Origin of the sequence: Ramlibacter albus (assembly GCF_014297445.1) — a bacterium.
GTDB lineage: Bacteria > Pseudomonadota > Gammaproteobacteria > Burkholderiales > Burkholderiaceae_C > Ramlibacter > Ramlibacter albus.
Map to the genome: position 1 here is coordinate 262,564 of NZ_JACORU010000007.1, position 13,324 is coordinate 275,887.

Annotated in this window: 13 protein-coding genes; 2 read left to right on the plus strand and 11 right to left on the minus strand. The window is 69.8% G+C overall.

Annotation, left to right across the window (positions count from 1 at the left end; translation table 11 throughout):
• Positions 1–6: 6 nt before the first annotated feature.
• The 9 genes from hisS to H8R02_RS19665 all read right to left on the minus strand — a co-directional run bounded on the left by hisS (position 7) and on the right by H8R02_RS19665 (position 9,407).
• Positions 7–1,311, minus strand: a complete 1,305-nt coding sequence (hisS, locus tag H8R02_RS19625) for a histidine--tRNA ligase (RefSeq protein ID WP_187083167.1) — start codon at positions 1,309–1,311, stop codon at positions 7–9.
• A gap of 11 nt (positions 1,312–1,322) precedes the next feature.
• Positions 1,323–2,597, minus strand: coding sequence for a flavodoxin-dependent (E)-4-hydroxy-3-methylbut-2-enyl-diphosphate synthase (ispG, locus tag H8R02_RS19630; RefSeq protein ID WP_187083168.1), 1,275 nt, complete (start codon positions 2,595–2,597; stop codon positions 1,323–1,325).
• Positions 2,598–2,603: 6 nt separating this feature from the next.
• The gene (locus tag H8R02_RS19635; protein ID WP_187083169.1) at positions 2,604–3,614 is read right to left on the minus strand and encodes a helix-turn-helix domain-containing protein; all 1,011 of its coding nucleotides are present in this window, start codon (positions 3,612–3,614) and stop codon (positions 2,604–2,606) included.
• Positions 3,607–4,440, minus strand: a complete 834-nt coding sequence (gene pilW, locus H8R02_RS19640; protein ID WP_187083170.1) for a type IV pilus biogenesis/stability protein PilW — start codon at positions 4,438–4,440, stop codon at positions 3,607–3,609. The genes H8R02_RS19635 and pilW overlap by 8 nt, the downstream gene beginning before the upstream one ends.
• Before the next feature lie 14 nt (positions 4,441–4,454).
• Positions 4,455–5,582: a dual-specificity RNA methyltransferase RlmN gene (gene rlmN, locus H8R02_RS19645; protein WP_187083171.1), complete on the minus strand. Its 1,128-nt coding sequence runs from the start codon at positions 5,580–5,582 to the stop codon at positions 4,455–4,457.
• A gap of 7 nt (positions 5,583–5,589) precedes the next feature.
• Positions 5,590–6,015 (minus strand): nucleoside-diphosphate kinase, encoded by a 426-nt coding sequence (gene ndk, locus H8R02_RS19650; RefSeq protein ID WP_187083172.1) that lies wholly within the window; start codon positions 6,013–6,015, stop codon positions 5,590–5,592.
• An 84-nt stretch (positions 6,016–6,099) separates the two neighbouring features.
• Positions 6,100–7,563 carry a pseudouridine synthase gene (locus H8R02_RS19655; protein WP_187083173.1) on the minus strand — a complete coding sequence of 488 codons (1,464 nt, stop codon included), beginning with the start codon at positions 7,561–7,563 and terminating at the stop codon, positions 6,100–6,102.
• Entirely contained in the window at positions 7,560–8,360 is an 801-nt protein-coding gene (scpB, locus tag H8R02_RS19660; protein ID WP_187083174.1) for an SMC-Scp complex subunit ScpB, read from the minus strand. Before scpB ends, H8R02_RS19655 begins: the two co-directional genes overlap by 4 nt.
• Before the next feature lie 51 nt (positions 8,361–8,411).
• Positions 8,412–9,407: an RluA family pseudouridine synthase gene (locus H8R02_RS19665; RefSeq protein WP_187083175.1), complete on the minus strand. Its 996-nt coding sequence runs from the start codon at positions 9,405–9,407 to the stop codon at positions 8,412–8,414.
• Positions 9,408–9,466: 59 nt separating this feature from the next.
• On the opposite strand from H8R02_RS19665, the gene H8R02_RS19670 reads away from it, so the two are divergent.
• A complete protein-coding gene (locus H8R02_RS19670; RefSeq protein ID WP_187083176.1) occupies positions 9,467–10,270 on the plus strand; it encodes an outer membrane protein assembly factor BamD in 804 nt (267 codons plus the stop codon).
• Here H8R02_RS19670 and yoaA read toward each other — a convergent pair.
• Positions 10,239–12,242: a DNA repair helicase YoaA gene (yoaA, locus tag H8R02_RS19675; RefSeq protein WP_187083177.1), complete on the minus strand. Its 2,004-nt coding sequence runs from the start codon at positions 12,240–12,242 to the stop codon at positions 10,239–10,241. The genes H8R02_RS19670 and yoaA overlap by 32 nt on opposite strands.
• 4 nt (positions 12,243–12,246) lie before the next feature.
• Entirely contained in the window at positions 12,247–12,450 is a 204-nt protein-coding gene (locus tag H8R02_RS19680) for a YdcH family protein (RefSeq protein ID WP_187083265.1), read from the minus strand.
• Positions 12,451–12,553: 103 nt separating this feature from the next.
• On the opposite strand from H8R02_RS19680, the gene H8R02_RS19685 reads away from it, so the two are divergent.
• Complete coding sequence (locus H8R02_RS19685) at positions 12,554–13,324, plus strand: PP2C family protein-serine/threonine phosphatase (protein WP_187083178.1); 771 nt, start codon at positions 12,554–12,556, stop codon at positions 13,322–13,324.

Below are 13,324 nucleotides of genomic sequence, written 5' to 3' on the forward strand. Positions count from 1 at the left end.
TTCAGGTCAAGCGTGGGATTGTAGGGCCGCCGTTACAGCGGCCGGCGTGGCGCTTGCCAGCGGCATCGGGGTGGCTTGCGCGTCCCGGTCGCGCAGCGGCTTGACCGTCACTTGCGCGGCGTCGAACACGAGCGCGTGTTTCGCGCCGCTCGCGTCGGCCTTCTTCATCTGGCTTTTGGCCGAGGTGGAGCCCGAGTGCAGGACGACCGTGACGCCGCTTGCCCGCAGTTCCTCGATGAGCGGCATGGCCGTGGCGAGCGATCCCTCTTCGGACACGATCGCGTAGACATCGGGCGAGGCGTCCGGCTGCGTCACCTGCAGTTCCTGCACCAGCAGCAGCAGGCGCTCGATGCCCAGGCCGAAGCCGATGGCGGGTGCGCTCTTGCCGCCGATCTGCTCGATGAGGTCGTCGTAACGGCCGCCCCCGCAGATCGTGCCCTGCGAGCCGAGGTGGTCCGTCACCCACTCGAACACGGTGAGGTTGTAGTAATCGAGGCCGCGCACGAGCCGCGGGTTGATGCGGTAAGGCTGCCCCGCCGCGTCGAGCAGCGCGCGCAGGCCGTCGAAATGCGCGCGCGACGCCTCGCCGAGGAAGTCCATCAGCCTGGGCGCCGCCTCGATCATCGGCTGCATCGCCGGGTTCTTGCTGTCGAGGATGCGCAGCGGGTTGGTGTGCAGGCGCCGGCGCGCGTCCTCGTCCAGCACGCCCGCATTCGCCTCGAAGTGCTTGACCAGCGCCTCGCGATGCGCACGCCGCTCCTCGGGCTGACCGAGCGTGTTGAGCTCGAGACGGTAGTGCTCGCCTTCCTTCAGCCCCATCTCGCGCCAGAGCGCGCGGCCCATGAGGATCAGTTCCGCGTCGATGTCCGGACCCGGGTAGCCCAGCGCCTCGACGTCGAGCTGGTGGAACTGGCGGTAGCGCCCTTTCTGCGGCCGCTCGTGGCGGAACACCGCGCCCTGCGCCCAGACGCGCAGCGGGCCGTTGTACAGCGCGTTGTGTTCGACGACGGCGCGCACGATACCTGCCGTGATCTCGGGCCGCAGCGTGAGCTTGTCGCCGTTCATGGTGTCGGTGAAGGAATACATCTCCTTCTCGACGATGTCGGTCGCCTCGCCGATGCCGCGCACGAAGAGCTGCGTGGGCTCCACCACCGGCGTGATGATGTACTGGTAACCGTAGCGCGCCATCACGCGCTTCACCACGTCGTCGAACCACTCCCAGGTGGCCGCGCGCGGCAGGATCTCCTTGCGCGGCACGGACGCCGGCAGGATGTCGTTCATGCCTTTGACGGCACTCAGTTTCTCGGCCATTTTCGAAGCTGTCAGACGTGCTCGGGCTGTTTGTGGCCGAACCGCTGCTCGATGTAGTTCTCGACGATCTTGTGGAATTCCGCGGCGATGCCCTCGCCGCGCAGGGTCATGGCCTTCTGCCCGTCGATGAAGACGGGTGCGGCCGGCGCCTCGCCCGTGCCCGGCAGGCTGATGCCGATGTCGGCATGCTTGCTCTCGCCCGGGCCGTTGACGATGCAGCCCATCACGGCCACCTTCAGCTTCTCGACACCCGGGTACTTCGCGCGCCACAAAGGCATGTTCGAACGCAGGTGGTCGTCGATCTGCTTGGCCAGTTCCTGGAAGGTCGTGCTCGTCGTGCGGCCGCAGCCGGGGCACGCCGTCACGCTCGGCACGAACGCGCGCAGGCCCAGCGACTGCAGGATCTCGGAGGCGATCACCACCTCCTGCGTGCGCGCTTCACCGGGCTGCGGCGTGAGCGACACGCGGATCGTGTCGCCGATGCCCTCTTGCAGCAGGATGCCCAGCGCGACGCTCGACGCCACCGTGCCCTTCGTGCCCATGCCCGCTTCGGTCAGGCCCAGGTGCAGCGGGTAGTCGCAGCGCTTCGCGAGCTCGCGGTACACCGAGATGAGGTCCTGCACGCCACTGACCTTGCAGCTCAGGATGACCTGCTCGCGCCGCATGCCCAGCTCCGCGGCGAGGTTGCCCGAGCCGATGGCCGACGTGACGAGCGCCTCGTACATCACGCTCTTGGCGTCCCACGGTTGTGCACGCTGCGCGTTCTCGTCCATCAGCTGCGCAAGCAGCTCCTGGTCGAGGCTGCCCCAGTTCACGCCGATGCGCACCGGCTTGTCGAAGCGCAGCGCGGCCTCGATCATCTGCGCGAACTGCTTGTCCTTCTTCTCGCCCTTGCCCACGTTGCCGGGGTTGATGCGGTACTTGGACAGCGCCTCGGCGCACGCGGGGTAGTCGGTGAGCAGGCGGTGGCCGTTGTAATGGAAGTCGCCGATCAGGGGCACGTCGATGCCCATGCGGTCCAGCTGCTCGCGGATGTAGGGCACCTGCTGCGCGGCCTCGGGCGTGTTGACCGTGATGCGCACCAGCTCCGAGCCGGCGATGGCCAGCTCCTTCACCTGGATGGCCGTGCCGATCGCGTCCTGCGTGTCGGTGTTGGTCATCGACTGCACGCGCACCGGCGCGTCGCCGCCGACGGTGACGACGCGCGAGCCCCACTTCACCGTGGCCTGGCGCGTGCGGCGCGCCAGCGGCGATGCGGGTTCGATGGGCAGGCAGGGAGCGGTCATTGGGGGTTACCTAACTTCGAAGCGCGCGACGTTGCCCTGCAGGTGGGGCGCCACGTCGAACGGCTGGCCGCGCACTTCCACGGTGGTGGTCTTCGCGTTGCCGACCGTCACGGACAGCGGCAGCGCACCGGAGGCGCCCGCCGATTCTCCCGCGGTCATCAATTTCTGGAAGACGGTGGTGCCTTTGGCGTCCGTCACTTTCACCCAGGACTCGCCGGTGGCGCGGAAGACGACGACGCCGGACACCGGGCCGGTCGCCGCGCTGGCCGCCGGGGCCGCCGACGCCGCGGCAACCGCCGCGGAGGCCGCCATGCGCGGCGTTGAAGACGAAGCCATCGGCAGCGCGGGCGCCACAGGGGCTGCAGGTGCGGGCACCACGGACAGGTTGGTCGAAGGTGCGAGCACAGGCGCCGGAGGCGGCGTTGCGCCGGCCGGGCCGGCGCCGGACGCCGCCACCCCGGGCATGGCCGCAGGCGCTGCGGCGACGTTGGCCGCGGGCGGCGGTTCGGCAGGTGCAGGCGCCGCCGGTGCGGGCGCGGGCGCGCTCGCGGGCTTCGCTGTCGTGACCACCGGCTCCTCGTTGCGCGACGGCAGGAAGATCAGCACGACGGCCCCGAGCAGCAGCGCGATCACGGTCAGCACCACCGGCCGCGACACCTGCTCCGGCCAGGCCTGCTGCGGCCCATCGCCGGGTGCACGGAACGGCGCGTTGATGCCATCGTCGCGGTGCATCAGCCGGGGCGTCGCGACTTGCGGCAAGCGCTCCAGCACGGGCTGCGCGTCGATCTTGAGCGTGCGGCACACGCTCGACGCCAATGCACGCACGAAAACCGCATCCGGCAACAGGTCGTAACGGTCTTCTTCCAGCGCTTCGAGCTTGCGCACCGGCACCTTCAGCGCGACCGCGAGCGTGGCCACGTGCAGGCCGGCGGCCTCGCGCGCCTGCCGCATCAGCTGGCCGGCGGTGGGACCCGGGGGCGCGGCCGCTTCGGCCGGCTGGGGCGCCGCCTCACTCATCGAACGCCCCCCTGTCGAAGGCCGCCTTTTCCTTCGATTGCGGGAACCGGCGGCGCAGCTGGTCGGCCAGCTGCTGCATCGCCACGCGGTCGTTCAGGCGCCGCTCGACGCGGATGCCGAGCCACAGCGACTCGGAATTGGCGAGGTCGCTGTTGTTCAGGCGGCGGATGTAGAAGCGCGCGCGCTCGTAGTCGCCGCGCGTGTAGAGAAGGCGAGCGAGGTTGTAGCCCGTGACGGGGTTGCCCGCGTCGAGCTCGTACGAACGCGCGAGCGTCTTCTCCGCTTCGGCATTGCGGCCCGCGCGCGCCTGGCACACGCCCATCGACATCAGCGTCTTGGCGCGCTCGCCGTACAGCGGGCTCGCCATGGCCTGCTCGAAGGAGCGGAACGACTCGTCGTAGCGGCCCTGGTTGCACTGCAGCCAGCCGAGGTTGTGGTACGCGTTGGCGTCGCGCGGGTTGAGCGCGAGCGCGCGGCGGAAGTTCTCCTCGGACGCGCGGTTGTCGCCGGCGCGCATGAAGATCAGGCCGCGCAGCACGAACGCGTCCGAGTAGTTCGGGTCGATCGCGAGCACCTGCTTGAGCTCGTCGAGCGCGATCTCGGTCTTGCCTTCCTCGAAGTAGCCCACGGCCAGCTCGAGGCGGATGCGCGCGCGCCGGCGCTGCTCGGTCTCGTCCGAAGGCGTGACGATGTTGTCGACGGAGGAGGAGCCCTGGTTGCCCTGCTGGGACGCGCAGCCCCCGAGCGCAAGGAGCGCCATCCCCAGCAGGCCGGCCCAGGCCCACCCCGCACGTATGTGTAGCGCCGCCGCACTTGCCCTCGTCATGATCTCGTCGTCTCCTACTGCGCGGAGCCGGACCTCACGGGCTGCAGCACGATGGTGCGCTGCTGGGCGATGCGCTCGCCCACCCGGGTGCGGTCCTTGACATCGCCGGCCAGCTGCCCGCAGGCCGCGTCGATGTCGTCTCCTCTGGTCTTGCGCACGGTCGTGACGATACCAGCATCGCTCAGCACTTTCGCGAAAGCGGCGATGCGGTGTTGCGGCGAACGCTTCAGGCCGGAGGCGGGGAAGGGGTTGAACGGGATCAGGTTGAACTTGCAGGAGACGTCCCAGTGCCGCACCAGGCGCACCAGCTCCTGCGCGTGCTCGGGCGAGTCGTTGACTTCGTCGAGCATGCAGTATTCGAAGGTGATGAAGTCGCGCGGGGCCACCTGCAGGTAGCGCCTGGCGGTTTCCATCAGGTCGGCGAGATTGTGCTTGCGATTGAGCGGCACCAGCTTGTCGCGCAGTTCGTCGTTGGGCGCGTGCAGCGAGATGGCGAGCGCCACGGGGCAGTCCTCGCCCAGCCGGTCCATGATGCGCGTCATGCCCGACGTGGACACGGTGACGCGACGGCGCGACAGGCCGTAGCCATGGTCGTCCAGCATGGTCCTGAGCGCCGGCACGAGCGCCGAGTAGTTCTGCAGCGGCTCGCCCATGCCCATCATCACCACGTTGGAGATGACGCGTTCATCGGTCTTGAGGTGCTTGCGCAGGAAGTGCTCGGCAAACCACAGCTGCGCGACGATCTCGCCGGTGGTGAGGTTGCGGCTGAAGCCCTGGTGGCCGGTGGAGCAGAAGCGGCAGCCGACGGCGCAGCCCGCTTGCGACGACACGCACAGCGTGCCGCGGTCGTCCTCGGGGATGAACACGGCTTCGACGGCGTTGCCGTCGCCCACGTCGAACAGCCACTTGATCGTGCCGTCCGAAGACTCGTGCTGGGAAATGATGGACAGGCCCTCGATGCGGGCGCGGCCCTTGAGCTTCTCGCGCAGGCTCCTGGCGAGATCGGTCATCTCGTCGAAGCCCTTCGCGCCCCGCTGGTGGATCCAGCGGAACAGCTGGGTGGCGCGGAAGCGCTTCTCACCCAGCGATTCGCAATACGCGGCCAGACCCTCGAGGTCGTAATCGAGCAGGTTGGCCGTCATCGCATGTTTATCGGGAATAGACGTGCATGCCGGGGAAGAAGAAGCTCACTTCCACCTTGGCGGTTTCGGGCGCGTCGGAGCCGTGCACGGCGTTCGCGTCGATGCTGTCCGCGAAGTCGGCGCGGATGGTGCCGGGGGCGGCCTTCTTCGGGTCCGTGGCGCCCATCAGGTCGCGGTTCTTCAGGATGGCGTTCTCGCCTTCGAGCACCTGGATCATCACCGGGCCGGAGATCATGAACTCCACGAGGTCCTTGAAGAAGGGGCGCTCCTTGTGCACTGCGTAGAACTGCTCGGCTTCGCCGCGCGAGAGGTGCGCCATGCGGGCGGCGACGATCTTCAGGCCCGCGCCTTCGAAACGCGCGTAGATCTGGCCGATGACGTTCTTGGCGACGGCGTCGGGCTTGATGATGGAGAGGGTGCGTTCGATGGCCATGGTCGTTATGTCCTGAGCTGGTTTTAGGGTTTCGCCGGAGGCAAAAAGTTCGGCAAAGCCCGCAATTCTACTGTGCGGGTGTGACTAACGCCCGCGTCCGCCACCACCACCGCCGCCACGGCCGCGGTTGCCGCCACGGCCACCACCGCCCATGCCGCCGCCGCCGCCCTGCCCCTGCCGGTGGCGGGTGAAGCTGTCGGCGCCGATGTAGCCGAAGGAGGTCTTCATCGGGTCGGGCTGGCCACCGCCGCCGCCGCCGCCCTGGCCGCCACCGCCGCCCTTGTTGCGGCGCTGGTTGTTGTTGTTGTTGCCCTGGCCCTGCTTGGGCATCGGCCCGCCTTGCGGACGCGGGCCGTCGCCGCGGCCGCCGCCCCGGCGGCGCTTGTTGCGCCCGCCGCGGTCGTCACCCTCGCGTTGCTGCTGCTGGGGTTGCGGCATGCCGGCGGCCTGGGCGATCAGGCGGATGTCGCGCTCGTCCAGCTCCATCCACGCACCGCGCTTGAGGCCGCGCGGCAGCACCATGGCGCCGTAGCGGATACGGATGAGGCGGCTCACGGCGTGGCCCACGGCCTCGAACAGGCGGCGCACCTCGCGGTTGCGGCCTTCGCTGATCGTCACCTGGTACCAGACGTTGGAGCCTTCGCCGCCGCCCTCCTCGATGGAGCTGAAGGCGGCCTTGCCGTCGTCGAGGTCCACCCCGTCGAGCAGGCGCTGCCTTTCTTCCGTCGAGAGCGCGCCGAGCACGCGAACCGCGTACTCGCGCTCCAGCCCGAAGCGCGGATGCATGAGCTTGTTGGCCAGCTCGCCCGAATTCGTGAAGAGCAGCAGGCCCTCGGTGTTGAGGTCCAGCCGGCCCACCGACTGCCACTTGCCCTGCTGCAGCTTGGGCAGCTTGCGGAACACGGTGGGGCGGTTCTGCGGGTCGTCGTGCGTGACGACCTCGCCGACGGGCTTGTGGTACGCGATCACGCGCGGCGGCGGCGGCGCGATGCGCACCTTGATTGGCCGGCCGTTGACCTTGATCGAGTCGCCGAACTGGATGCGCTGGCCGATGTGGGCGGGCTCGTTGTTGACCGAGATGCGCCCCTCCATGATGAGCTGCTCCATCTCCAGGCGCGAGCCGAGGCCGGCCTGCGCGAGCACCTTGTGCAGCTTGGGCGTTTCGGGCTGCGGGCCCAGCACGCGCTTGGCCGGGCCGGCGTCGGGGCTTTCCTCGTCGGCGTCGAAGCGGCCGGTGATGACGTCCTCGAAGCGCACGGCCTCGGGCGGCTCGGGCTGCACCTGCTGGCGGTCCCGGCGGGCGCCGCGCCCGGCACGCGGGCCGTCGCCCTCTTCGTCCTCGTCCTCGTCGTCCTGCCCGTCGCCATCGTCCTGGTCGTCGTCGTCTTCGGCGGCTGCGCGCGGCTCGGCCCGGGGCGTGCGCGGCTGCGGCTGCGCCTCGGCCTGCGGCGGGATGGCCGCGCCGTCGTCCGCCTGCGGCGGCCCGGCCGTGTCGTCGTCGTTCGGGACAGGGGCGCGCGCGGTGTCGTCGGCAGTGGGTTCGTTCATGCTTCGGGGGTCACCGCGGTGGTGTCGTCGGCGGCCGGTTCGTCGTTGGAGGCGGGGGACGTGGGGGGGGAGGATTCGGGGGGTTCGGCGGAGGCAGTGGGCTCGGCCACGTCGGCCGCGTCGGCCGCGTCGGCCGCGTCGGCCGCATCGGCCAGTCCGGCCTGCGCGCCGAAGTCGGCGTCGGCCTGCGCGACAAGGTCGGCGCCGTCGGGGCCGGCGAGGTCCGCGCCTTCGAGCGCGGGCTCGGCCGGCGACTCGAGGCTGGCGAGCAGCTGCGCCTGCTGCGCCGGGTTGTCCAGCTCGGGCAGCTGGTCGAGCGAGGCAAGGCCGAGGTCGTCGAGGAACTGGCGCGTGGTGGCGTAGAGCGCCGGGCGGCCGGCGGCCTCGCGGTGGCCGATCACCTCGACCCAGCCCCGGTCCTCCAGCTGCTTGAGCAGCTGCGTGTTGATGGTCACGCCGCGGATCTCTTCCATGTCGCCGCGCGTGACCGGCTGGCGGTACGCGATGATGGCCAGCGTCTCCAGCGTGGCGCGGCTGTACTTCGGCGGCTTTTCAGGGTGCAGCCGGTCGAGGTAGTCGCGCATCTCGGGGCGGCTCTGGAAGCGCCAGCCGCTGGCCACGCACACGAGCTCCACGCCGCGCTGCGCCCACTCGTGCTGCAGGTCCGCCAGCAGGTCCTTGATGGTGTCCGCGCCGAGCTCGTCGTCGAACAGCACGCGCAGCTCGCGCACCGGCAGGGGCTGGTGCGAGCAGATCAGCGCGGTTTCGAGGATGCGCCGGGCATCCGCCGTATTCATGGTTTTCTTACTTCGGGAACGGGCACCGCTGGTGCGGCGCGGGGGGCCTGTTCAGGCCCGGGGAGGTTGGCCCGGGGGCCACTCGATTTCATTGTAACGCAGCCTCCACGCGGCCAAGGCCTGCAGGAGATCGCCGGGCGGCCGCGCGTGGAAGGCAAGCGACACGCCCGTGGCGGGGTGCGCGAACGCGAGCCGGTACGCATGCAGCGCCTGCCGCGTGAGCCCCGCGGCCGGCGCGCCGCCATAGAGCTCGTCGCCCACCAGCGGGTGCCCGATGTGCGCCATGTGCACGCGGATCTGGTGCGTGCGGCCGGTGTGCAGCTTCGCGCGCACCCAGCAGCCCGCGTCGGCGTTCTCGATCAGCTCCAGCGTCGTCGAAGCCGCCTTGCCGGGATGACGCTGCAAGTCGACCACCGCCATGCGCAGGCGGTTGCGCGGGTCGCGGCCGATCGGCGCATCGACGTGCCGCACGGGCGCGCCTTCCCAGGGCCGATGCGCGAGCGCGAGGTACTCGCGTGCCACTTCGCGCGCCGCGATCATCTGCACCAGCCGGTCCATCGCCGCGCGCGTGCGCGCCACCACCATCAACCCGCTCGTGTCCTTGTCGAGGCGGTGCACGATGCCCGCGCGCGGCAGCGCCGCGGCACGCGGGTCGCGGCCGAGCAAGGCATTGAGCAGCGTGCCCGACCAGTTGCCCGGCGCCGGGTGCACCACGAGGCCCGCGGGCTTGTCGATGACGAGCAGGTGTTCGTCCTCGTGCACGACATCCAGTGCGATGTCCTCCGGGCGGAAAGCCTGGCTTTGCGGCGTGGGCTTGAGCTCGATCTCGCCGGCGTCGCCCGCCTTGACCTTGGCCGACGCCTTGGTCGCGGGCCGCCCCGCGAGTTGCACCGCACCGGCTTCCACCAGCTGCTGCAGGTAGCTGCGCGAGAACTCCGGCACGAGCTGCGCGAGCGCGCGGTCCAGCCGCTCGCCGTGCAGCGCGGAAGTGATGGTGAACGAGCGCCGCTCGACGCCTTCGTCGTCTTCCGCGCCTTCGTCGGACATGGGCGCGAGAGGGTCGGTCGATATAATGATTTCGCCCTTTTCCCGAGAGTTAACGCTTGATGCTTCGCCTTCAATTATCCGTGGTCGCCCTCGTCATGGCCGGCGTTCTTGCCGGCTGCGCTTCGACGGAGGAAGACAAGACCGCCGCGTGGAGCCCCAACAAGCTCTACGCCGAAGCGAAGGACGAGCTCGCCGCCGGCGCGTACGACCGCGCCATCCCGCTGTTCGAGAAGCTCGAAGGCCGCGCCGCCGGCACGCCGCTCGCGCAGCAGGCGCAGCTGGAGAAAGCCTACGCGCAGTGGAAGGCCAACCAGCAGCCCGAAGCCATGGCCACGCTGGACCGCTTCATGAAGCTGCACCCGGCCAGCCCCGCGTACGACTACGCGCTGTACCTCAAGGGCCTGGTCAACTTCAACGACAACCTGGGCCTGCTGTCGTTCCTGTCGCGGCAGGACCTGTCGGAGCGCGACCAGAAGGCCGCGAAGGAATCGTTCGAGGCCTTCAAGGAGCTCGTGGCGAAGTACCCCGACTCCAAGTACGCGCCCGATTCGCGCGTGCGCATGGCCTACATCGTCAACTCGCTCGCGCAGTACGAGGTGCACGTCGCCCGCTTCTACTACAGCCGCGGCGCGTACGTCGCGGCGATCAACCGCGCGCAATCGGCCATCGCCGAATACCGCGACGTGCCCGCGCTCGAAGAGGCGCTGGGCATCCTGATGCGCTCCTACGACGCGCTGGGCATGGCCAAGCTGGCGAGCGACACGCGCCGCGTACTCGAGAAGAGCTATCCGCAAAGCGCGTGGCTGGGCGGCACGGGCAGCGGCCCCGGCGCTACGCAGAAGCCGTGGTGGAAGCTCTGGTAAGCGCGTCGAGCGCCTCCAGGAACTCCTCTTGCGATTGCAGCCGCCGCATCGGCGGCAGCGCAGCCATCAGGCGCCGGCCGTAGCCCATCGCGGCCAGCCGCGTATCGCACACCACCAACAGGCCACGGTCCGACTCGCGCCGGATCAACCGCCCTGCCCCCTGCTTGAGCGCCACCGCGGCCTCCGGCACGAAGTAATCGTTGAACGGGCTGCGGCCTTCCGACTCCAGCCGGCGCGAACGCGCCTCTACCAGCGGGTCGTTCGGCGGCGGGAACGGCAGCTTGTCGATGATGACCAGCTGCAACGCATCGCCCGGCACGTCCACGCCTTCCCAGAAAGACGCGGAGGCCACCAGCACGCAACCCGGGCGGCCCTGCGTGGCGCCTTCGCGGAACCGGTCGATCAGCGCGCGCTTGGGCCACTGGCCCTGCACCAGCACTTCGACTTCCTGTGAGCCTTCGAAGCGCCGCTGCAGGTCCTCGCCGATCGCGCGCAGCGCGCGCAGCGTGGTGGTGAGCACCATCGTGCGCCCGCCGAGGCGCCGCACCGCATCGGCCGCAAGCGCCGCGACGGCGGGGCTGTGCCCCGGCTCGTTCGGCCGCGGCATCGCACGCGGCACGTACACGCCCGCCTGGGACGCGTAGTCGAACGGGCTGTCGACGCGAATCACATCGGCCTCCTGCAGCCCGCACGGCTCGGTGAACCACGTCAGGCGCGCATCGTCGCCGAGCGTCGCGGAGGTGAAGACCCAGGTGCGCTGCGAGGTCTCCTCGCCGGCCTTGAGCAGCTTCGTCTGCACGGCCTGGGCAATGTCCAGCGGCGACTCGACGAGGCGCAGGTGGTTGCCGACATCGACCCAGCGCACGGAGCCTTCCTGCGGGTCGCGCGCAAAGGCCGCCGCGCGTTCCGCGAGCGACGCCGCGCGTTCGTGCAGCCGCACGAAGTCGGGCGCGATCTCGCTGACGGTGCCCAGCCCTTCCATCGCATCGGCGCAAGCGCCCTGCAGGGTCTCGAGCGCGTCGAACCACGCCTGCGGCGCCACGCCTTCGGGCGACTCGCCGTTCCAGCGCAGGCGCGCCCCCGGCGTGTTGCGGCCCACGACCAGCCGCAGGTCGCGCGCCGCCCGTTCGCAGCTTGCGGCCAGCGCCTGCCAATCCACGAGGCCGCGTGCCTGCTGCAGCCCCGCGGCCAGCATGTCGCGCGTGAAGTCGAGCAGTTGCCCGGTCCCCAGCTGCTTGCCGAGGAACTGCACGCCGGTTTCATTGAGCTGGTGCGCCTCGTCGAAGATGGCCACGCGCACCGTCGGCAGCAGCTCGGCCATGCCCGACTCGCGCACCGCGAGGTCGGCGAAGAACAGGTGGTGGTTCACCACGACCACATCGGCCTGCAGCGCCTCGCGCCGGGCGAGGTTGACGTGGCAGCTGCGGAACTTCGGGCATTCGCCGCCCAGGCAGTTCTCGCGCGTGGAGGTCACGAGCGGGATCACGGGCGAGCGCTCGTCCAGGCCCGGCATCTCCGCCAGGTCGCCGGTGCGCGTGACTTGCGCCCATTGCTCCACCTTCGCGAGCACGCGCACGGCGGTGCGGTCCGGCAGCGTCGAATCGCGCCGGGCCTGCTCCAGGCGGTGCAGGCACAGGTAGCTGCCCCGCCCCTTGAGCAGCGCCATGCGAACCGGCAGCCCCAGCGCCTCGGCCAGGCGCGGCAGGTCGCGCCCGAACAGCTGGTCCTGCAGCGTCTTGGTGGCGGTGGACAGCAGCACGCGCTCACCGCTGAGCAGGCTGGGCACCAGATATGAGAACGTTTTGCCGACGCCGGTGCCCGCCTCGACCACCAGCGCGCCGCCCGTCTCGATGGCGCGCGCCACGGCCAGCGCCATGTCGGTCTGGCCCGAGCGGGGGCGGAATTCGTCGGCCGCGCGCGAAAGCACCCCGCCCGGGGCAAAGGCCTCACGGGCCGATTCACTCAGGGACATGGGTTCAGGCAGGCTCTTTCGGGTCCAGGACGAGTTCCAGGCGCGCGATCTCGTCGCGCAGCGCCAGGCGCCGCTTCTTGAGGCGCCGTAGCATCAACTCGTCCACCGGGGTCTGGTCGGCCGCGCGGTCGATCAGCGCGTCGAGGTCGGCATGCTCCATCTTCAGCTCGATCAGCCGCCTTTCCGGGGAGTGCAGGTTGGAGTCCAGGGCTGACATGCGAGGCGCGGAGCGGTTCACTTCGATAATACGTCTTTCGCAAGTAATAATCGAGGAAGACCCGCCCTGCCATTCAGGGCATGATGCTCTCAGCATGGCCACATCCAACAAAGGTTACCGACTCACCGCCTCGACCGGCATCCACAAGGGCGACCGCGAGTACCAGCAGGACCAGATCGCGCTGCTTTCCCATCCCCGGATCAGCGGCTGCGTGCTCGGCGTCGTCGCGGACGGCATGGGCGGCCGCAGCGGCGGCCGCAAGGCGAGCGACCAGGTGATGCTCACGGCCAAGCAGCTGTTCGAGCGCTACTCGCCCGACCACGACGACCCGCCGGTGCTGCTGAAGCAGGTGGTGTCGGAGTCGCACCTCGTCATCAAGCTCACGGCCATCTCGTCGGAGCAGGAGCCGCACAGCACGATCGCGGCCTTCCTGATCAACCCGAACGGCGAATGCCACTGGATCCACGCCGGCGACTCGCGCATCTACCACTACCACGGCAGCAAGCTCGTCAAGCGCACGATGGACCATTCCTACGTGCAGACGCTGGTGGACGCGGGCCAGCTCACCGAAGAAGAAGCCAACGTGCACCCGCAGTCCAACATCCTCATGGGGTGCCTGGGCGCGGAGGAAGAGCCGCCGATGGACCTGCACCACATCTCGCAGCTGCGCCCCGGCGACGTGCTGATGGCGTGCAGCGACGGCGTGTGGCACTACTTCAGCCCGGCGGAGCTGGGCTCGGTGCTGTCGTCGCTGTCGCCGCGCGAGGCGACGGAGTTCCTGATCGAGAAGGCGCGCTCGCGCGCGCGGGGCGGCGGCGACAACCTGTCGCTGGTGATCGTCAAGCTCGAACCGCTCGACGCCTGA